This window comes from Vreelandella songnenensis (assembly GCF_003002925.1).
GTDB classification, from domain to species: Bacteria; Pseudomonadota; Gammaproteobacteria; order Pseudomonadales; family Halomonadaceae; genus Vreelandella; species Vreelandella songnenensis.
The window spans coordinates 275,195-295,103 of record NZ_PVTK01000001.1 but is presented as its reverse complement, the minus strand read 5'-3'; the positions used below and the strand labels follow the sequence as shown (position 1 = coordinate 295,103).

General features: G+C 59.3%; 18 protein-coding genes. 11 read left to right on the top strand and 7 right to left on the bottom strand.

The window, feature by feature from the left end:
* Nucleotides 1–137 precede the first annotated feature (137 nt).
* Nucleotides 138–554: a MarR family winged helix-turn-helix transcriptional regulator gene (locus B0H98_RS01315; protein ID WP_106373269.1), complete on the top strand. Its 417-nt coding sequence runs from the start codon at nucleotides 138–140 to the stop codon at nucleotides 552–554.
* Between the two features lie 141 nt (nucleotides 555–695).
* Nucleotides 696–1,016 carry a carboxymuconolactone decarboxylase family protein gene (locus B0H98_RS01310; RefSeq protein ID WP_106373268.1) on the top strand — a complete coding sequence of 107 codons (321 nt, stop codon included), beginning with the start codon at nucleotides 696–698 and terminating at the stop codon, nucleotides 1,014–1,016.
* 79 nt (nucleotides 1,017–1,095) lie between these two features.
* Here B0H98_RS01310 and B0H98_RS01305 read toward each other — a convergent pair whose 3' ends face one another.
* From B0H98_RS01305 to B0H98_RS01285, 5 genes are all read right to left on the bottom strand, one after another.
* A complete protein-coding gene (locus tag B0H98_RS01305; protein WP_106373267.1) occupies nucleotides 1,096–2,589 on the bottom strand; it encodes an MFS transporter in 1,494 nt (497 codons plus the stop codon).
* A 40-nt stretch (nucleotides 2,590–2,629) separates the two neighbouring features.
* Complete coding sequence (locus B0H98_RS01300; protein ID WP_106373266.1) at nucleotides 2,630–3,088, bottom strand: universal stress protein; 459 nt, start codon at nucleotides 3,086–3,088, stop codon at nucleotides 2,630–2,632.
* A gap of 72 nt (nucleotides 3,089–3,160) precedes the next feature.
* On the bottom strand, nucleotides 3,161–4,756 hold the full coding sequence (locus tag B0H98_RS01295) for an MFS transporter (protein WP_106373265.1): 1,596 nt from the start codon (nucleotides 4,754–4,756) through the stop codon (nucleotides 3,161–3,163).
* A gap of 238 nt (nucleotides 4,757–4,994) precedes the next feature.
* On the bottom strand, nucleotides 4,995–5,663 hold the full coding sequence (gene narL / locus B0H98_RS01290; protein ID WP_106373264.1) for a two-component system response regulator NarL: 669 nt from the start codon (nucleotides 5,661–5,663) through the stop codon (nucleotides 4,995–4,997).
* Nucleotides 5,660–7,552 carry a type IV pili methyl-accepting chemotaxis transducer N-terminal domain-containing protein gene (locus tag B0H98_RS01285; protein ID WP_106373263.1) on the bottom strand — a complete coding sequence of 631 codons (1,893 nt, stop codon included), beginning with the start codon at nucleotides 7,550–7,552 and terminating at the stop codon, nucleotides 5,660–5,662. The genes narL and B0H98_RS01285 overlap by 4 nt, the downstream gene beginning before the upstream one ends.
* 179 nt (nucleotides 7,553–7,731) lie before the next feature.
* Here B0H98_RS01285 and B0H98_RS01280 point away from each other — a divergent pair, with 179 nt between their 5' ends.
* From B0H98_RS01280 to B0H98_RS01270, 3 genes are read left to right on the top strand one after another with little or no spacing between them, the layout of a single operon-like run.
* On the top strand, nucleotides 7,732–8,301 hold the full coding sequence (locus B0H98_RS01280) for a hypothetical protein (protein WP_244182942.1): 570 nt from the start codon (nucleotides 7,732–7,734) through the stop codon (nucleotides 8,299–8,301).
* Between the two features lie 50 nt (nucleotides 8,302–8,351).
* Nucleotides 8,352–8,744, top strand: coding sequence for a ribonucleotide reductase subunit alpha (locus B0H98_RS01275; RefSeq protein ID WP_106373262.1), 393 nt, complete (start codon nucleotides 8,352–8,354; stop codon nucleotides 8,742–8,744).
* 11 nt (nucleotides 8,745–8,755) lie between these two features.
* On the top strand, nucleotides 8,756–9,142 hold the full coding sequence (locus B0H98_RS01270) for a SirB2 family protein (RefSeq protein ID WP_106373261.1): 387 nt from the start codon (nucleotides 8,756–8,758) through the stop codon (nucleotides 9,140–9,142).
* Nucleotides 9,143–9,194: 52 nt separating this feature from the next.
* On the opposite strand, the gene B0H98_RS01265 is transcribed toward B0H98_RS01270, so the two are convergent.
* Entirely contained in the window at nucleotides 9,195–9,761 is a 567-nt protein-coding gene (locus B0H98_RS01265; protein ID WP_106373260.1) for a YIP1 family protein, read from the bottom strand.
* Between the two features lie 300 nt (nucleotides 9,762–10,061).
* On the opposite strand from B0H98_RS01265, the gene B0H98_RS01260 reads away from it, so the two are divergent.
* From B0H98_RS01260 to hmpA, 6 genes are all read left to right on the top strand, one after another.
* The gene (locus B0H98_RS01260; RefSeq protein WP_106373259.1) at nucleotides 10,062–13,874 is read left to right on the top strand and encodes a nitrate reductase subunit alpha; all 3,813 of its coding nucleotides are present in this window, start codon (nucleotides 10,062–10,064) and stop codon (nucleotides 13,872–13,874) included.
* Nucleotides 13,871–15,430 carry a nitrate reductase subunit beta gene (narH, locus tag B0H98_RS01255; protein ID WP_106373258.1) on the top strand — a complete coding sequence of 520 codons (1,560 nt, stop codon included), beginning with the start codon at nucleotides 13,871–13,873 and terminating at the stop codon, nucleotides 15,428–15,430. The genes B0H98_RS01260 and narH overlap by 4 nt, the downstream gene beginning before the upstream one ends.
* Nucleotides 15,423–16,208 (top strand): nitrate reductase molybdenum cofactor assembly chaperone, encoded by a 786-nt coding sequence (gene narJ, locus B0H98_RS01250; protein ID WP_106373257.1) that lies wholly within the window; start codon nucleotides 15,423–15,425, stop codon nucleotides 16,206–16,208. Before narH ends, narJ begins: the two co-directional genes overlap by 8 nt.
* Nucleotides 16,209–16,221: 13 nt before the next feature.
* On the top strand, nucleotides 16,222–16,914 hold the full coding sequence (narI, locus tag B0H98_RS01245) for a respiratory nitrate reductase subunit gamma (protein ID WP_106373256.1): 693 nt from the start codon (nucleotides 16,222–16,224) through the stop codon (nucleotides 16,912–16,914).
* 38 nt (nucleotides 16,915–16,952) lie between these two features.
* On the top strand, nucleotides 16,953–17,774 hold the full coding sequence (locus tag B0H98_RS01240) for a peptidylprolyl isomerase (protein ID WP_106373255.1): 822 nt from the start codon (nucleotides 16,953–16,955) through the stop codon (nucleotides 17,772–17,774).
* Between the two features lie 144 nt (nucleotides 17,775–17,918).
* Nucleotides 17,919–19,088: an NO-inducible flavohemoprotein gene (gene hmpA / locus B0H98_RS01235; protein WP_106373254.1), complete on the top strand. Its 1,170-nt coding sequence runs from the start codon at nucleotides 17,919–17,921 to the stop codon at nucleotides 19,086–19,088.
* Between the two features lie 67 nt (nucleotides 19,089–19,155).
* On the opposite strand, the gene B0H98_RS01230 is transcribed toward hmpA, so the two are convergent.
* Nucleotides 19,156–19,686, bottom strand: coding sequence for a hypothetical protein (locus B0H98_RS01230; RefSeq protein WP_106373253.1), 531 nt, complete (start codon nucleotides 19,684–19,686; stop codon nucleotides 19,156–19,158).
* Nucleotides 19,687–19,909 lie beyond the last annotated feature (223 nt).

The window sequence follows — 19,909 nt, the reverse complement described above, 5'->3', positions numbered from 1 at the left end:
GACTCCTGCTGTAGAGATAAACTCGATGGCTATGGGCATGATGCCTATATGTATCATGGCGTGATGTTGTTTTTTCAAAAGAACCCCTGTCTACTACCCAAGTGACCGATCAGCCTCTGACAAAGAGAATTGAAAGCATGAGCCAGCAATCCTCCCTTGATAAAAGCGACTTCGAACAGCTGTCGCAATTTCGTTACCGGCTGCGCTGCTTTCTGCGCCACAGTGAAGATATATGCCGTCGTCATGGATTGACGGCCCTGCAGTATCAACTGCTGCTGCATCTGCGCGGTTTTCCGCAAAGAGACTGGGCAACCGTAGGTGAGCTTGCCGAGCGTCTTCAAGCCAAGCATCACGGTGTCGTGGCCTTGATTGACCGCTGCGAGCAGCTGGGGCTGGTCGAGCGGCGGCGAGGGCGCGACGACCGCCGGCAGATAGAGGTGCATCTGCTGGAAGAGGGTGTAAAGCGGGTAACGCAGATTGCGCAAACCCATCAACCGGAGTTGCGGCATTTACAGGAAGACACGCCATTCCCTTTCTGGAAAAACCTCGATTGATCCAGGTATCAGGCGGGCGTATAGCGTCAATGGTCATTGCATACCTCTTTGGCGCCGTTGCCTTTGCGTTGGATGGGTAGTATTTAAGCGGCCTATTTCTATACTGTGGTCTCATACACGTTATCGTTAGGGTATTACGCTATGAGCAAACACGATCTACCTTCCGGCGCCGGAGATGTGGCCAACCAGTACCCGGATATCTGGGATGCCTATGCCTCGCTGGGCAAGGCCTGTGCCGAATCCGGGCCGCTCGATGAACGTAGCCGGCGCCTGGTGAAACTCTCGCTGGCCATTGGTTCGCGCTCCGAAGGGGCCGTCCACTCCCACGTTCGTCGTGCCTTGAAAGAGGGCATCAGTGCCGAGGAGCTCAAGCAGGTGGCCATGCTGGCCATTCCTACCACCGGGTTTCCCACGGCCGTCGCGGCCTTGACCTGGATAGAAGACATTACTGATCCGGATTAAAACCACGCGGTCTTGCAAAGCTCTGCCTGAACCTCATGCGTGTCAGGCAGAGCCGTGATGCTACCGATAGTCCGAACGTCTAGGGCTTGGCACTTTGTAGCGTCTGCGCTTCGATAGCGCGGTCGACGGATGAGACGTAGTACTCGTCATCGAAGGCGCCCTCAGGCTCCTTGAGCCATACAAGGCAGATCAGCCAGCTGATAAACGCGCCGGCCGCGATGATGTAGAAGAACTGCGACGGCGTGACAAACGTATAGATGGTCAAGTAGACCACTGCCCCTACATTACCGTAGGCCCCCGCCATGCCCGAGATCTGGCCGGTAATCCGCCGCTTGATGGAGGGGATGATACCGAAGGTGGCCCCCTCGGCCCCCTGGACGAAAATCGAGGTGGCGATGGTCACGGCAATGGCCAGTATCAGTGGCCAGCTTGCATTGAGCATGGCCATCATCAGAAATCCCACGCTGATGCCGAACATGTAGCACAGCATCACGAAACGTCGATTCCCCATGCGGTCTGACACCATGCCGCCCATGGGGCGAGCCACCAGATTGACGAAGGCAAACGACGCCGCGATGATTCCCGCCGTTGCAGCATTCAGCCCCCAGGTCGCCTCGAAGAACATGGGCAGCATCGATACCACAGCCAGCTCAGCGCCGAAGTTGGCAAAGTAGGTGCTGTTTAGCGCAACCACACTGTTGAACGAGTACTTGTCATCGTCAGGCACACCCTTGCGCAGAATCGGCAGATTGACTCTCAGAATCTGGACGACCTGGTAAATGACGACGGCGATGATGGCCAGGTAAGCGATGACCGCACCGTTGACCGATAGATAGCCCATGTACTGGATACGCCAGACCAGGATAGCGAGTACGCCGACCAGGGGAATGGTCCAGATGATCAGCTTGATCATGTCGCCCCAGGAACTGACTTCCATCGCGGCGCTCTTGCGCGGCTTGCGGTGGGCCTGGGCGTCCGGGCCATCAGTGATCGCGAACCAGTAGTAGACACCGTAGGCGGCCATGACAACAGCGCTTTGGGCGATGGCCCAGCGCCAGCCGTCGGGGCCGCCATACATGCCCAGGGCAATGGTCGGCAGGGACATGGCCGCTACCGCAGAGCCGAAGTTGCCCCACCCGGCGTAGAAGCCTTCGGCAAAGCCGATGTCCTTGGGCTTGAACCACAGTGCGGTCATGTGGATACCCACCACGAAGCTTGCGCCAATCGAACTCAACACCAGGCGTGCCACCAGTAGCTGCGTCATGCTGTTGCCAAAGGCAAATGCCAGCGCCGGTACCGACATGCTGACCATGAGCACCGAGAAAACCCGGCGCGGCCCGAAACGGTCCAGTGCCATGCCGACGATAATACGGGCGGGAATGGTCAAGGCGACGTTGCAGATGGCGAATAGCTTGAGATCGTCCGGGGTCAGCCAATCGACGCTCTTGAGCATGCTCGAGGCAAGCGGCGCCATGTTGAACCATACGTAGAAGGTAATGAAGAAGGCGATCCAGGTCAGGTGCAGGGCGCGGATTTCGGGGCTGCGAAACTTGAATACAGCGGAAACTTTCATGGTCGTATCATCCTGTGTCCCAAGGGTGAGTAGAGGCTGCTCAAGGGCTGGGAAGGATCAATAAGGGACACTCGGCGCGCCGGGCCAGAAACGAGCTGACGCTGCCGAAGGTCATGTAGTCGAGTTCATCGACGAAGTAGGTCAGTGACTTGGCGATAATGCCGCCATCCGGCTGGTGGCTGTGGCGGGCAATGACCAGCAGGTCCGGCGTGATCTTGCGCGTGGCCTGAAGCAGCATCTTGCGGGCGTCGCCTTCGGCGAGCAGCTGTTCGGCCTGGAAGCCTTCGTCAGCCGCAAACGCCACGCCTTCCTGAAGACGCTGCTTGAGGTCGTTCTGCTCCTGTTGGAAAAGCGCTTCATTGTTGTCGGTGGCATCGAGCGGGTTCTCGACGACGCCGACCAGTACAAGCAGCGGCTGGTTGCAGCGGAACATGTTGACGACCTGAGCAAGCGCTAGCTTGGCGTTTCGCGAACCGTCGTAGGCAATCATGATCTTCATGGTGTCCTCCCGCATCGGGGTAGGGGGCAAAACCCGGAGCCTGGCCCCGGGCGTAAAAGGGGCAGGCTAACTTCAGGGATTCTTGACGTAAGCGCCCTTGCGCAGGTAGAACCACCCGTTGATGACCAGGCAAATGGCGTAGAAAACGGCGAACCCGTACATGGCCACTTCCGGTGTGCCTGCCTTGATCTGATCGCCTATCATCACCGGCGCGATAAACGAGCCGTAACCGGCGACCGCCGCTGTCCAGCCCAGTACCGGCCCTTTGCTCTGGGCATCAAAAATGAAGCCGATGCTGCGGAAGGTAGAGCCGTTGCCGATACCGCTTGCAGTGAACAGCACGATAAACAGCAGCATGAATATCCAGAAATACGGGGTGGGGTCTGTGGCGTTGTAAGCCAGCATCATCACGTACCCGGCGGCGATGGATGCTGCGATCATGACGACGGTCACCAGTTGAGTCACCAGCGAGCCGCCGAGCTTGTCGGCGATCCAGCCACCGATAGGGCGTACCAGTGCGCCCACGAAGGGGCCGATCCAGGACCAGGTCATGGCACTGGGCGCATCCGGGTTGACGATGCGGGTCACGGTGCCGTCAGCGGCAACGTCCATCATGTTGCCGAAAATGATGGTGATGGAGAGCGGTAGCGCCGCGGAGAAACCGATGAAGGAGCCGAAGGTAAGCACGTACAGCAGCGTCATTGCCCAGGTGTGCTTATCGCGGAAAATGGCGAACTGCTTCTGGATGTTGGGCTTTATCTCCTCGCCCGGCAGCAGGCGCAGCATGGCCAGCGTCACCAGGATAGTCAGCGGCAGGGCAAGCCACATGCTCAGCCAGTTCAGCGCGGCCAAGCCAATCACCGTGGCGATGATTCCCACGCCATAAAGACCGAGGATCTTGCCGAATGCCTGAATCGGTGTGCCGGGGTTGGGCGTGATGGTGCGCAGGTTGTTCATGCCGAACCAGCAGGCAAAGGCGAGCGGAATCAGGAACACCAGCCAGATGAAACCGGCATTCTGAATCCAGGTGTCGGTACCCGCCTCGATACGTCCGATCAGGGTGCCGCTGGCGCTTTGCAGCTCCATGGGCGACCCCGCAAGCGCGCCGAAAATGCCGATGGTCATGACCACCGGCACCAGAATCTGCATGGTGGTGACGCCGAAATTGCCAAGCCCCGCGTTCATGCCCAGCGCATAGCCCTGCTGGCTCTTGGGGTAGAAGCTTGAAATGTTGCTCATGGAGCAGGCGAAGTTACCCCCGCCGATGCCCGAAAGCAGCGCCAGTGCCTGGAAGACCCAGAACGGCGTGCCGGGAGTCATCAGCGCAATACCGGTGCCGCCGGCGGGTATGATCAGAAGCGCGGTGGTCAGGAAGATGGTGTTGCGCCCGCCGGCAAGGCGCAGCATGAACGAGGCCGGAATGCGCAAAGTGGCCCCGGCCAGCCCCGCCGTCGCGGTCAAGGTAAACAGCTGGTCGGTGGTGAACGCAAAGCCCAGGTTCTGCATCTGGGTGGCGATCATGCCCCACATCATCCATACGGCAAAGCCTATCAGCAGGCTGGGTATGGAAATCCACAGGTTGCGGTTGGCGACGTGTTTGCCTGTCTGCTCCCAGAACTGATCGTTTTCGATGTCCCACGTTTCGATATCAGCATTTCTCTTGCTCATGGCGGTTTCCCTTTAGCGTCAAACCTTTCTGCGGGTAGCAGTTAAGACGAAAGATACGCGTGAGCAAGGGTTTGGGAAACGGGGTGAAAGAGCGTGGAAATCAGCGACATACCACTTGAGAGGTAGTCGCTGATGAGGGCGAGGTAGTTGATTTTAAAGCTGAAAAACCGACCGGGGGTAGGGGGGAGTCAGCGCAAACGTACCCTGAAAGTCTTTGGAGGTAACCACACAGAGTCGGTTAATGATCAAGGCCTTCCTGAACGGCCCAGACGGCGGCCTCCACCCGTGAGCGCAGATTGAGCTTCTTGAGCAGGTGCTTGACGTGTACCTTGACGGTGCCTTCCGTAATATCCAGCTTGCGAGCAATAAGCTTATTGGAGAGGCCAGCCGCCAGCTGCTGGAGGATCTCGCGTTCGCGCTGGGTCAGGCTCTGAATGTCAGGAGTGGTGGGGGCGCTACGCTGATTACGCAGGGCTTCGGCCAGCAGAGCGGTCAGGCTCTCGCTGATCACCATGCGACCCAGCGCCGCCTGACGCAGCTGGCGCACCATGTCCTCGGGCTCCATGTCCTTGAGCAGATAACCGTCGGCGCCGGTACGCAGCGCTGCCACCACATCATCTTCATGGTCGGAAACGGTAAACATTACCACGCGACCGCTGTAGTTGGCCTCGCGCAGGCGGCGTAACGCCTCCAACCCGTTGATGCCGGGCATATTCAAGTCGAGCAGAACAAGGTCTGGTTCAAGCTTGAGGGCCAACGTTATGCCCTCTTCAGGATTGCCTGTCTCGCCAACCAGTTCCAGGTCGTCTTCAAGCTCAAGCAACTGCGCCACACCGCGGCGTAATAGCGGGTGGTCATCAATGATCAGCAGGCTGGCAGGTGTATCGTTGGCGGTTATCAGTGTCATGAAGAGGTCCCTGTACCTGAATGAGAGTGGGTGGCGGTCGAGGCGGGCTGCTGCTGAATTAGCCGGGCGGTCAATGGCGTGAATACCAGCTCGACGCCCGTTCCTCCTGCGGGGCGGTTGGCAATGCTCAGTTCCCCGTTCAAGGTGTTGGCCCGGTCACGTATGATGACCAGCCCATAATGCATGGGTGGCGAGCTGTCGTCTTCCAGGCCGATGCCGTCATCCTCGATGCGAACCAGCAGCTGGGCATCGGCGAAACGCACCGTGACGGCCGCCCAGTGGGCTTGTGCGTGCTTGTGAGTATTGGCCAGCGCCTCGCGGATGATCTGGAGTACATGAATTTCTTCATTGGGATTAAGCAGATAAGGCGGCACGTCATAGTCAAGCTCGACGGTGGCTCCCAGGCGCTGGGTGAACTCATCGACGGTCTGACGCAGGGCAGACTGCAGGCCTGACCCTTCGAGTTTTAGCCGGAACGTGGTGAGCAGTTCGCGCAGTTGGCGATAGGCACTGTTCAGGCCGTTGCGCAACTCATCAAATACCGCAGCCTGGACTTCGCGGGAGGCTTCCTTCTGCTGCATGCGTTCGAGCCGGGCGACCTGCATCTTGAGATAAGAGAGCGATTGGGCCAGAGAATCATGCAGCTCGCGCGCAATGATGGTGCGTTCGTTGATCAACGTGGTCTGCTGCTGTTCTTCGATACGCCGCTGCAGGTATACCGCCGTGGCAAGCTGGTCGGCTAGCATGGTGAGCAGGCGGCGGGTGCTGTCGTGCAGCTTTTCCTTGGGGTACCACACCTCCAGCGTGCCTAGCAGCGTATCGCCCACGCTGATGGGTAATAACAGGCATTGGGCCTGGTCAGAGGCCACCATATCCAAAGGCCTGGGGTCGATCAGGCAGGCATTGCACTCCTGATCACGACAATACTCCGGCCGAGTGTGGGAGTGCGTTTGTAGTACCGCCATTTCCCGCTGGTCGAAAGGATCGTTCAGCGAAAGCCTTATTGGCCCGATATCCAGCAGTTTTTCCAGTTCACGCAGCATGGGGGCTGCGCTGGAGCACAGGTCGTTGCCGCCGCCATACAGTGAGCGGCTGGCATCGTGCATCAAACGCAGTGCCTGATTGCTACGTTCAAGCTCCTGCTCTTTTCGGGAGACTTTTTCTTCCAGCGCCGCGTAGCTTGCAGACAGGTCGGCAGACATCTTGTTAAAGGTATTGCCCAGCAAGGCCAGCTCGTCGCTGCCTCGTATCTGTGAACGGTGGTTAAAATTACGCTGGGCAGCCTCGCGGGCAAGCACCATGAGCTGGCGCAGCGGAACCACCAGATTGTGGCGAACATCGTAGAGAGCGATCAATACTACAATGGAGATCAGCGCCAGAAAGAGTACCTGCATCATGCCCAGTAACCGCACTTTTGCTTCTGTACTTTGCTCAAGGTGCATCACCAGGGTATCGATGTCGCTGACCACGGTGGTGATCATGGCTTGCAATGCGTCCAGGTCGCGTTCGCCGCCAGCCCCCGCCTCGGTCAGGCGGGGGCGGAGCATACGCTGCCAGTAAGACTGGATGTTCTCCAGTTGGCCATGGCGGTCACCGTTGCGAACGCTTTGTTGCAAAGTGGCACCATGCAGACGTTGGTCAAAGCGTGTCATCAATGCTTCGAATCGTGACTCGTTTGCCGTTTCAGGTGCATACTCCGCGCGCTGTAATTCCCCCATGATTTGATACGCATTCATGCGCAGGGAACCTGCAACGTTGATGGCAGCCGCGTCGCCACGGGTGCCGCTGGACATCGCCATGGTTAGCGTGATGCTGATAAAAGCCATGCCGCTAATGGCCAGCAGCGACGCTATAATGCGAGCAACCAGGGAACGTTGAAGTAATTTCATGGTGGTTCCGATAGCGCGTAATAAAAAGTGGAGAAGAGTGTCACTTCTCGCATGGTGATGCGAGGGCTATTCCTTAAGGGATAGCCGAACTACCTCCGATGCTTTTTGACCTGCATACCCTATTTACAGACAATTCTTACATGTCTGTTGATGTCTTCATACCCTAGCCGGGAAACGCTATGCCTTCATCCGTGCCCCCTCCCTCGCTTGAGACATCAACCGAGTCGCTGAATGGCTACCAGCTACTGGTTGCCATGTTGATCATGCCGCTGGCAAGCGCCTTGGCGGTGGCTATCTGGACGCTATATGCCTTGCTCGCCATACAGCCGGCCTATGTAGGGGTGCCCTTGATGAGCGGAATGCTGTTGGCTTGGCCTGCGTGGCGCATTGCCCGGCGAGGTGACACCTGTCGCTTGATGAAATGGCTATTGATGGCGCTGGCGCTGGCGTTGGGCGGGTTTGGTATCGCTGGCCAGCCATGGCAATTCCTGCTGGTGGGGGCAAGCCTTGGGCTAGGCGGCGCAGTAATCGCTACCGGTGTTGCTCATGCCGAGGGCTGGATGCCTGGCCGTACGATTCACTTATGCATAGGTCTATGCCTGGCATTGGTGGCGGGTATCGGGTTTTCCCTTCAGATGGTGCCTTTGGTCGTTGAAGCCTACGGCTGGCGGGTTGCACCGCTTAGCCTGTTGATTCCACTGTTGATGATAACGCTGCTGCTATGGCTTTTCGTCGAGTCGCCTGAGTAATGCCACCTGCCGAACCACGAACATAACTTATTAACGATAAGGCCCGTTTCATGACAATCGCAACGTTTGCCGATTTACTCCTGGAAGCCCGCAGGCAGCCTAAGCCCCAGCGGCTGCTGTTTGTATTTGTGCGCGCGGAATTGCCCGATTTCCCCGATGCCGAGCAGCGTCGCCGCTTTGAGCAGGGAGAAGGCGGTGTGCTGGTGCCGGTGATCTGCGTGGACAAATCGACCGAGGAGTTGAGCAGCATGGCGGCACTGGCCGAGGAGTCGCGCCGTACCGAAATCGAATGGGATCTGATGTTTGCAGCGGCCATGGATGACCCGGGCAATGACGCCGAGGTAGAGCGGCAGCTCCAGCGCATAATGGAATCTCTGCAAATGGGTAATATCACTTCTTTTCTTGTGTTCGACCCGCAGGGTAACGCGGTTAACGTGGGCTAGGCGAGGTTGATATGGAGCACTATTTTCTTATCAAGCATTTGCACATGAGTGCTGCTGCGCTGAGTATCACGTTTTTCGTGCTGCGCGCCTGGTGGTCAGTACAGGAAAGCCCGCGACTCAATGCCCGCTGGGTCAAGGTGTTACCGCACCTCATTGATACGGCCCTGCTGGGGCTCGGGGTGACCTTGATGCTGCTACTTTCCGTATGGCCCTGGCAGCTTCCCTGGCTGGGTGCCAAGTTGCTGGCGCTGCTGGCTTATATCGGTATTGGAACAGTGGCAATCAAGCGGGGCCCAACGCCCAGAGTGCGTGCCTTGGCCGCCGTCGCGGCGGTAGCCACCTTCGTGTATATGGTGGGGGCCGCCATTCGGCATAGCCCGCTCTCCTGGCTTACCTGAAGGGGCATAACTCTCCATGGTGCTATGCCCGAATTCAAGCCCGAATCCGGCTTCAGTAGGCCCATACAATAGCCATCAACAAGCCCCATGCCAGCACCCCGGCGGCCATGACGGTGTAAGTAGCCGACATGGTAGTGACATCATTGGCCTTGCGTTCACACAGGGCCTGTAACCCGTGGTAAACCAGGCTGCAAGAGATGCCAAGTGCTGCCAGCACTACAGCGGCATTCAATAGCAGGTTAGGGATCAGCAATGCGATTGCAGCAGACCACAAGGGAAGCGGCGCCAGTGCCGCTAACAGATAAGCATCGTGGTAGCTGATGGAAAGTTCGCGATGGCTGTTGACCACCGCGTGAATCAACCAGCCCATCACGAAGAAGGTAAGCAGTTCGGCCAGAAACAGGATGGTAGTGATGAAGCGCCATTGCCGGTCGGCGAAGCCGGATACGAAAACATCCCCGTAGTGAGTGCCAGCATAATAAAGCATCAGGGGCGGAACTAACGACATGGGTAATACCAGGCACCAGGCCAGCGTGGCGATGGAAGGGCTACGCTGCTGCAAACGCTTCCAGCCGCCCTGCTGGGTGAAAGGCAGTTGAATAACGGCTAAAGGGGTCATGAGTTCATCTCCCGCTCGTTTGGCGTTGTCATCAACGCTTGTATATCACGTCGTGATACTCCTATTCAGGATTAAGCCGTATCGGATGCTCTGTCAAGCGAGAAGAGTGCCTTGCTCAAACCGGCTGTCACTCGCCACCTCCGTGGGTCTATTCCCTTGTACCGGCCGCTCTATCACCTTGGGGGTAGAAGGGGGGTATATGGAGGTAACCACGCAGTAATTTGCTGATCGATCACGCAGACTTCTCTCCATGGAACCCGTTTAGGGTACGCAATTTTCCGAGGAGCCTGGAGAGCGACCATGAGTCACTTCATAGATCGGCTGAATTTCTTCCGCAAGTCCCGCGAGCCCTTTGCCAACGAGCACGGCGAACTACGCAGCGAATCTCGCCAGTGGGAAGATAGCTACCGCGCCCGCTGGCAGCACGACAAGGTGGTGCGCAGCACCCACGGCGTGAACTGTACTGGCTCGTGCAGCTGGAAAATCTACGTCAAGAATGGCCTGGTGACCTGGGAAACCCAGCAGACCGACTATCCGCGTACCCGGCCTGACCTGCCCAATCACGAACCGCGTGGCTGCCCGCGCGGGGCCAGCTACTCCTGGTATCTGTACAGCGCCAATCGCCTCAAGTATCCGCTGATTCGCAAGCCGCTCTTGGCGCTATGGCGTGAAGCGCTCAAGGCCAACCCGGACCCGGTAGATGCCTGGGCGTCTATTGTCGAAGACCCGGCCAAGACCAAGCAGTACAAGCGTGCTCGCGGCATGGGCGGCTTCGTGCGCGGTGACTGGGATGAACTCAACGAGCTGGTGGCGGCTTCTAACGTCTACACCGCCAAGCAGTACGGCCCGGACCGCATCATCGGCTTCTCGCCGATTCCCGCCATGTCGATGGTCAGCTACGCCGCGGGCAGCCGCTACCTTTCGCTGATCGGCGGCGTGTGCATGAGCTTCTACGACTGGTATTGCGACCTGCCCCCGGCGTCCCCGATGACCTGGGGCGAGCAGACCGACGTTCCCGAATCCGCCGACTGGTACAACGCGGGCTATATCATCGCCTGGGGTTCCAACGTGCCCCAGACGCGTACCCCGGATGCGCACTTCTTCACCGAAGTGCGCTACAAGGGCACCAAGACCATTTCGATTACCCCGGACTATTCCGAAGTTTCCAAATTGACCGATGAGTGGCTGTCGGCCAAGCAGGGCACCGACGCAGCACTTGCGATGGCCATGGGGCATGTCATCCTCAAGGAGTTCCACCTCGAGAACCCCAGCGCCTATTTCACCGATTACGTTCGCCGCTATACCGACATGCCGTTTCTGGTGGAACTGGAGGCGCGGGAAGACGGCAGCTTTGTACCCGGCCGCCAGCTGCGCGCCAGCGATTTTGATGCGGCGCTCGGCCAGGAAAACAACCCCGAGTGGAAAACCGTCGCCTGGGATGAAGCCCGCGACCAGCTGGTAGTGCCGCGCGGTTCCATCGGTTTCCGCTGGGGCGAAACCGGCGATGAAGTGGGCAAGTGGAACCTTGAATCGCTGGACGCCGAAGGCACCGACATCAAGCCGCTTCTGAGCCTGGCTGCCCATCACGATAGCGTGGCACGGGTGGCGTTTCCCTACTTCGGCGGTATCGAGCACGAGCACTTCGAGCACGTCAAAGGGGCGGGCGTGGGCGCCGCTGACGACCTGCTGTTCCACAATCTACCCGTCAAACGGCTGAAGCGCGCCGATGGCAGCGACCTGCTGGCGGTCACCGTTTTTGACCTGATGTGTGCCAACTACGGCATCGACCGTGGCTTTGCCGGAGATGGCGAGGACGATGGCGCGACCTCCTTTGACCAGATTCGCCCTTACACCCCGGCGTGGCAGGAGAAAATCACCGGTGTTCCGGCCGAGCAGTGCACCCGCATTGCCCGTGAGTTTGCCGACAACGCCAACAAGACCCACGGACGCAGCATGATCATCGTCGGTGCCGGCATGAACCACTGGTACCACATGGACATGAACTACCGCGGCCTGATCAACATGCTGGTCATGTGTGGCTGTATCGGCCAGAGCGGTGGCGGCTGGGCGCACTATGTGGGCCAGGAAAAACTGCGCCCGCAAACTGGCTGGACCCCGCTGGCCTTTGGCCTTGATTGGCAGCGCCCGCCGCGCCACATGAACTCGACGTCCTTTTTCTACAACCACTCCTCCCAGTGGCGCTACGAGAAGCTGGAAATCAAGGAAATCCTCTCGCCGCTGGCCAAGGTCGAGGATTACCCGGGCAGCCTGATCGATTTCAACGTGCGCGCCGAGCGCATGGGCTGGCTGCCGTCGGCCCCGCAGCTGGACACCAATCCGCTGCGCCTTTCGAAAAAAGCCGAAGCGGCAGGCATGTCGACCGCCGATTACGCGGTTTCACAGCTCAAGAGTGGCGAACTGCGCTTTGCGGCAGAAGACCCGGACGCGCCGCAGAACTTCCCGCGCAACCTGTTCATCTGGCGTTCCAACCTGCTGGGCAGCTCCGGCAAGGGCCATGAGTACATGCTCAAGTACCTGTTGGGTACCCGCCACGGTATTCAGGGCAAGGACCTGGGCGACTTCGGCGGCCAGAAACCCGAAGAAGTGGTATGGCGCGACGAGGCGCCGGAAGGCAAGCTCGACCTGCTGGTGACGCTGGATTTCCGTATGTCTACCACCTGCCTCTACTCGGATATCGTGCTGCCAACGGCAACCTGGTACGAGAAGAACGACCTCAATACCTCGGACATGCACCCCTTTATTCACCCGTTGACCGCGGCGACCGACCCGGCCTGGGAGTCGCGCAGCGACTGGGATATCTACAAGGGCATTGCCAAGGCGTTTTCCAAGGTGTGCGTCGGCCACCTGGGCGAGGAGACCGACCTGGTCACGCTGCCCATGCAGCATGACTCGCCAGGCGAATTGGCCCAGCCGGCGGTGATGGATTGGAAAAAGGGCGAGTGCGAGGCGATCCCCGGCAAGACCATGCCCTCGCTGATCGAGGTCAAGCGCAACTACCCGGAAACCTATGAGCGCTTCACCTCCGTTGGGCCTTTGCTTGAAAGCATCGGCAATGGCGGCAAGGGCATCGCCTGGAATACCGAGGCTGAAGTCGAGCTGCTGGGCAAGCTCAACCATCGCAAGCTGGATGGCCCCCATAAAGGGCGCCCGTTGATCGACAGTGCCATCGATGCCGCCGAGATGATTCTGACCCTGGCGCCGGAAACCAACGGCCAGGTGGCGGTAAAAGCCTGGGATGCGCTCTCCAGGATTACCGGACGCGACCATACCCACCTGGCAAGACCCAAGCACGAGGAAAAAATCCGTTTCCGCGATATCGTCGCCCAGCCGCGCAAGATCATCTCGAGCCCGACCTGGTCAGGCCTTGAAGACGAGCACGTCTCTTATAACGCCGGTTACACCAACGTACACGAGCTGATTCCCTGGCGCACCGTGAGCGGCCGTCAGCAGTTCTATCAGGATCACGCCTGGATGCGCGCCTTCGGCGAAAGTCTGCTGGTCTATCGTCCGCCCATTGACACCAAGGCTGCCAAGGGCTTCCAGCTTCCCGCTGACAACGGCTTCAAGAGCAAGGCGCTGAACTTCCTCACGCCGCACCAGAAGTGGGGCATTCACTCCACCTATTCGGACAACCTGCTGATGCTGACGCTCAACCGCGGCGGCCCGGTGGTGTGGCTTTCCGAGGCGGACGCTGCGGAGATCGAGATCGAGGACAACGACTGGATCGAGGTCTACAACGCCAACGGCTCGATTGCCGCGCGGGCCATCGTCAGCCAGCGGGTCAAGGCGGGCATGGTGATGATGTACCACGCTCAGGAGCGCCAGGTGAACGTCCCCGGCTCCGAGATCACCGGTACTCGAGGCGGCATTCACAACTCGGTCACCCGGGTCTGCCCCAAGCCCACCCACATGATCGGCGGCTATGCGCAGCTCTCTTACAGTTTCAATTACTACGGCACGGTCGGCTCGAACCGCGATGAGTTCGTGCTGGTGCGCAAGATGAAACACGTCGACTGGTTGGATGGCGAAGGCAATGACAGCGTCCAGGAGAACGTGGCTCTTGAGAACAGCACTAAGGAGGCCATGAAATGAAGATTCGCTCCCAAGTAGGCATGGTCTTGAACCTGGACAAGTGTATCGGCTGCCACACCTGTTCGGTGACCTGCAAGAACGTCTGGACCAGTCGTGAAGGGGTGGAATACGCCTGGTTCAACAACGTCGAGACCAAGCCCGGCATCGGTTATCCCAAGGAGTGGGAGAACCAGGCCAAGTGGAAGGGTGGCTGGATGCGCCGTACCGATGGCCGGATCGAGCCACGCATTGGCGGCAAGTGGCGGGTACTGGCAAATATCTTTGCCAACCCGGACCTGCCGGAAATCGACGACTACTACGAGCCGTTCACGTTTGATTACCAGCACCTGCACACCGCCAAGATCGGTGAGCATCAGCCGGTGGCGCGACCCCGCTCGCTGATTTCCGGCAAGCGCATGCAAAAGATCGAGTGGGGCCCGAACTGGGAAGAGATCCTGGGTACCGAGTTCGCCAAGCGGCGCAAGGATGCCAACTTCGACAAGGTGCAGGCGGACATTTACGGGCAGTTCGAAAACACCTTCATGATGTACCTGCCGCGCCTGTGCGAGCACTGCCTGAACCCTACCTGCGTCGCGTCCTGTCCGAGTGGGGCGATCTACAAGCGCGAAGAGGACGGCATCGTTCTGATCGATCAGGACAAGTGCCGCGGCTGGCGGATGTGCATCTCCGGCTGCCCCTACAAGAAGATCTATTACAACTGGAAGAGCGGCAAGTCCGAGAAGTGCATCTTCTGCTACCCGCGCATCGAGTCCGGCCAACCGACCATCTGCTCCGAGACCTGCGTGGGCCGCATTCGCTATCTGGGCGTGCTGCTGTATGACGCCGACCGCATCGAAGAGGTGGCAAGCTCACCCGACGAGCGCGACCTTTACCACCGCCAGCGCGACATCTTCCTCGACCCGCACGACCCGGAGGTGATCGCTCAGGCCAGGCGCGATGGTATTCAGGAAAACGTGATCAAGGCCGCCCAGGCCTCGCCGGTCTACAAGCTGGCCATCGACTGGGGGCTGGCGCTGCCGCTGCACCCTGAATACCGCACGCTGCCGATGGTGTGGTACGTGCCGCCGCTCTCACCGATTCAGTCTGCCGCCGAGGCGGGACATGTGGAATTCGACGGTATTCTGCCCAAAATCGAATCGCTGCGTATCCCGGTGAAGTACCTGGCCAACCTGCTGACTGCCGGCGAAGAGGCGCCTGTGGTGCTGGCACTCAAGCGCTTGATGGCGATGCGTCTTTACATGCGCAGCAAGCACGTGGAGGGCGCCCCTGATGCCGAGGTGCTCGATGCGGTAGGGCTCAGCGAAGCCCAGGTGGAAGAGATGTACCGCTACCTGGCCATTGCCAACTACGAGGATCGTTTCGTGATTCCCACCAGCCACCGTGAGATGGCGGTTGATGCCTTCCCCGAGCGGGGCGGATGCGGCTTTACCTTTGGCGATGGTTGCCACGGTGAAAGCCAGCCCAACCTGTTCAACGGCCGCAAGCAGACCAGCGTTCTGGTCAAGCCGGTCGGCGTGTTCGAACCGCAACCGCTCGAGGAGGGTCGTCATGAATGATGCCGCTTTGATGAATCTGCCGCCAACCTCCGTTCAAGGCATGCGTAGTCTGCGGGTGCTGGCCCGCCTGCTCGATTATCCAACCCAGGCGCTGCAGGATGCCTGCGGCGAGCTTATCGAAGTCATCAACGCCGAGTGCCGCCTGGGGGCGACACTCAGGGCATCGCTGATGCAGTGGTGCCAGCAACTGCACGACGGTGATCTGCTGGAGCTTCAGGCCGAGTACGTGGCGCTGTTCGATAAAGGGCGCGCAACGTCGCTACTGCTGTTCGAGCACGTTCACGGCGAGTCCCGCGACCGTGGCCAGGCCATGGTCGATCTCATGGCCGAATACAGCGCGGCGGGTTTCGAGCTGGATGCCCGCGAGCTGCCGGACCATCTGCCGGTGTTCCTTGAGTATCTTTCCCTGTGCGATGAGGCCGAGATCGGCCGCTGGCTGGGCGAGATACGTCATATTCTGGCGCTGCTGACCGCCCGGCTGGAAGAGCGGGAGGCGGGTCATGCGCTGGTGCCGCTGTCGCTTCTGGCGTTGATTGGCGCCGAGGGCGATGTCGAGGAGCACCGGCCCCAGGTCAAGCAGGAAAAGCCCGACAATACGCCTGAAGCGCTGGATGCGGTATGGGAAGAAGAAGCCGTGCGCTTCTCGGCGGCGTCGGATGAAGACTGCGCCTTGCAGTCTGCCGAAGGCCGCCGCCTGGCCGAGCGCAAGCATACCGTCACGAGCGAGGCCGTGCGCATCATGCCGGCGGCGTCACCCATTCCTTCCGGCAATCGTTAACAGGAGAGCCGCCATGTATGACGCGATTGGGCACTACTTGATTCACCTCATCTACGGTTACTACCCCTACCTTGCGGGCACGGTGTTCCTGCTGGGCAGCCTGCTGCGGTTTGATCACGGCCAGTACACCTGGAAGACCGGCTCCAGCCAGATGCTGTCTTCGAGAAACATGCGCCTGGCCAGCAATCTGTTTCATATCGGTATCATCGTGATCTTCTTCGGCCATCTGGTGGGCATGCTCACACCGCACTGGGTGTATGCGCCGTTTCTGCACGCCGGCACCAAGCAGCTGGTCGCGATCGTGGTCGGCGGGATCGCCGGGGCCATGTGCCTGGTGGGCGGGGCCATGCTGCTGTATCGCCGTATCTTCATGCCCCGCGTTCGCCAGTCCTCGAGCCTGATGGACACGCTGATTCTGGGTATTCTCGTCGTTCAGGCGGGGCTTGGTATGGGCACCATCTTCTTCTCACTGGGGCATATGGACGGCGAGATGATGCTGACGCTTTCCAGCTGGGCGCAGGCCATCGTGTTCTTCAGCGGCGGCGCGGCGGACTATATGCAGGAAGTCTCGTGGATCTACAAGATCCATATCTTCCTGGGCCTGACCATTATTCTGCTGTTCCCGTTCACCCGGCTGGTGCACGTGTGGAGCGCGCCGTTTGGGTATGTGACCCGGCGCTATCAACTCGTGCGTCGTCGCGGCTAAGGCGGCTTTTACCTGGCCAGGGCCAGAGGAGAAATACCATGCAGATGATTGATATCGAACAGCTACCCGGTGCTGCCGCGGCCCCTCTGGTACGCGTTGGCGACGCCAGTATCGATGAAGCAGCGATTGCGCTTGAGATGCAGTACCACCCCGCTGAAACGGCGGGGGAGGCCCAGCTCAAGGCGGCCCGGGCGTTGGTGGTCAGGGAGCTGCTGCGCCAGCGGGCTGATATGTTGGGTCTGATGTCATCCCGGAACCTGACAGAGGCGCAGGAGGATGCAGCGATTGCCGCCTTGCTCGAACAGGAACTGGACGTGCCCGAGCCTGATGAATCGGATTGTCAGCGCTTTTTTGACACCCATCGCGAGCGTTTCAGCGAACCTACCCAGTTACGCGTGCGGCATATCTTGCTGGCGGCGGCACCCGATGACTCGCAAGGCCGGGATAATGCGTACCGGCTGGGCGAAAAGCTGCTCGAAGAACTGACGCTGATACCGGAGCGGTTTGCCGAATTTACCCAGCATCACTCTGCCTGCCCTTCGAAAGAGATGGACGGTGATATGAGCTGGCTGGTGCCGGGTCAGACCGTACCCGAGCTGGACCGTGCCTTGCAGCACTTGCCCGAAGGGCTGCACGAGCGCCCGCTGGCATCGCGTTACGGCTGGCACGTGGTGAGTATCGACGAGCGTCGGGAAGGGCGGGCGTTGCCCTTTGAACAGGTAGCTGGCCGGGTGCGCCATAGCCTTCGGGAACAAGCGACGCGCCGCGCGTTACGCCACTATCTGCTGGCGCTGGAGAGTGATATTGGCGTCGAAGGGATTGCTCTGGATGACGATGCCGGCGGCAGTTTGATGCAGTAAAGCGGATTCGCCCCGTGAGTACGGATCTATCTACCGACAACTGCGCGTTTTATTGACGCAGCTCATGTACGCATCGCGAAAGGCTTGTTATTTTAAAGATGCATTCAATATGAATCTTTAGCAAGCCGTTGAAAAGAGGCCGTTATGCTGACACAGGCACAAGAACAGACCATCGCCGCCACTGCCCCCGTGGTAGCGGAGCATCTCAATACGATTACCGCGCGGTTCTACCCGCTGATGTTCGAGCGCTACCCGCAGGTCATGCCGCTGTTCAACCAGACGCACCAACAGGATGGCGGCCAGCCACGTGCGCTGGCGGGGTCGATTCTTGCCTATGTGGGTGTACGCCAGAACCCGGAAACGGCGCGGCAGATCATGGAAACCGTGGTGAACAAGCATGTGTCTCTGGATATCCAGCCCGAGCACTACCCGATAGTGGGCGAGTGCCTGATGGCGGCCATTGGTGAGGTGCTGGGGGATGCCGTAACCCCAGAAATTGCCGATGCCTGGGGAGCGCTGTATCAGGAGCTTGCGGACCTGCTTATCGACCTGGAAGCAACGCGCTATCAGGAATTTGAACAGCAGCCCGGTGGCTGGCGGAGCACACGGCGTTTTCGGATTGCCGATACGCGCCAGGAGAGCCGCGTTATCCGCTCGTTTATTCTGGAACCTGAAGATGGTGGCCCGGTGGCTGACTATACGCCCGGGCAGTACATCGGGGTGAAGCTTTGCATCGATGGTGAGCCGGTATTCCGTCACTACAGCCTTTCGGACGTGCCTAATGGCCGCACCTATCGGTTATCCATCAAGCGCGAGCCGCAAGGCGTTGCCAGCCGCTATTTTCATGATCAGCTAACGGTAGGCGATACCATCGAACTGCTACCGCCGGCCGGAGAGCTGACGCTTCAAGCCGGTGATGAGCCCTTGCTCTTGATCAGCGGCGGCATCGGCCAGACCCCGCTACTGCCGATTGCCAAACAGGCGCTCAGCCAGGGCCGTCGGGTTACCTACCTGCATGCAGCCATCGATATGGATAGCCGCGCGTTTGCTGATACGCTCGATGAGCTGGCGGCATCCTACCCGGAGCAGTTGACCGCGATTACCGTATACGAGCAGGGGGGCCAGGGGGACCATCAAGGTCGGATAAACCAGGCGCTGCTGGCCGAGTATCTGATGCCCGATACCCGCTGTTACTTCGTCGGACCGCATGGTTTCATGGCGGCCATCAATCACAGCCTGGAACGCCTGGGGGTGGCGCAAACCCATCGCCACTTTGAACATTTTGGACCTGCGAAGGCGCTTGAAGCTGCCTGACGGGTGAGGATGTTAGTCACCAAATAAAAAAGGCCTGGGCTACGCCCAGGCCTTTGTGGTTTATCGGTTACGCCTGGTCGTCGGTTTCCAGACTTTCGGCCAGTTCATTCAGGCTGCGCTCATAGCTTGCATGTTCGCCCGCGCTGATGAAGCCCTGCTCGCGAGCAAGCTCGGTGACGCTTTGTTCAAGAGACGCAAGCTCCTCAAGGTAGGCCTTGCGCTCGTCTTCACTCAGCGTATCGCGCTTCTCGACCGCCTCGCGCAGCGCCTGGGTACGTGCCTTGACCCAGGCCTGTTCGCGCTCGGAGACTTCAAGCCCCTCATCAGTGGGGTAGCCTTCCCAACCGGTGCCTTTCAGCAGTTCCCAGAGCGCTTCTTCGGGGCGGTAGGTGCCGCTGAGTGCTGGCGCCTGTTCGTCGGCGATGCGGGTCAAGTCCGTATTGATGAAGCAGCCGGAGCGGTGGGCAAGCTGTTGCAGGGCTTCATCCAGCCGCTGGGCAGGAAAGTCATAGTCGACGGCATCACTCTGGCAGGCCGCATAGGCAGGCAGAGCGAACAGGGTAGATAGCAGCAGGGCTGCGGTATAGCGATATTTCATGGCAATCCTCACAAAAGAGGCCGTCGACGAGTGTCCTGAAGCGGTAATGCTTCCACGCCAGATAATAGCGCGACTTCACGAAAAGCGCTTTAAATCTCCTGGGCATCGCAGCGATACCTGGAGCACCAATTTGCCTGCCCTAATCCGCTAGATATTCATTGGCTTCAGTAGTAGAGCGTAATCAACGATGGGGTGATGGGTGCGTTAAGCATTAGAACAATCT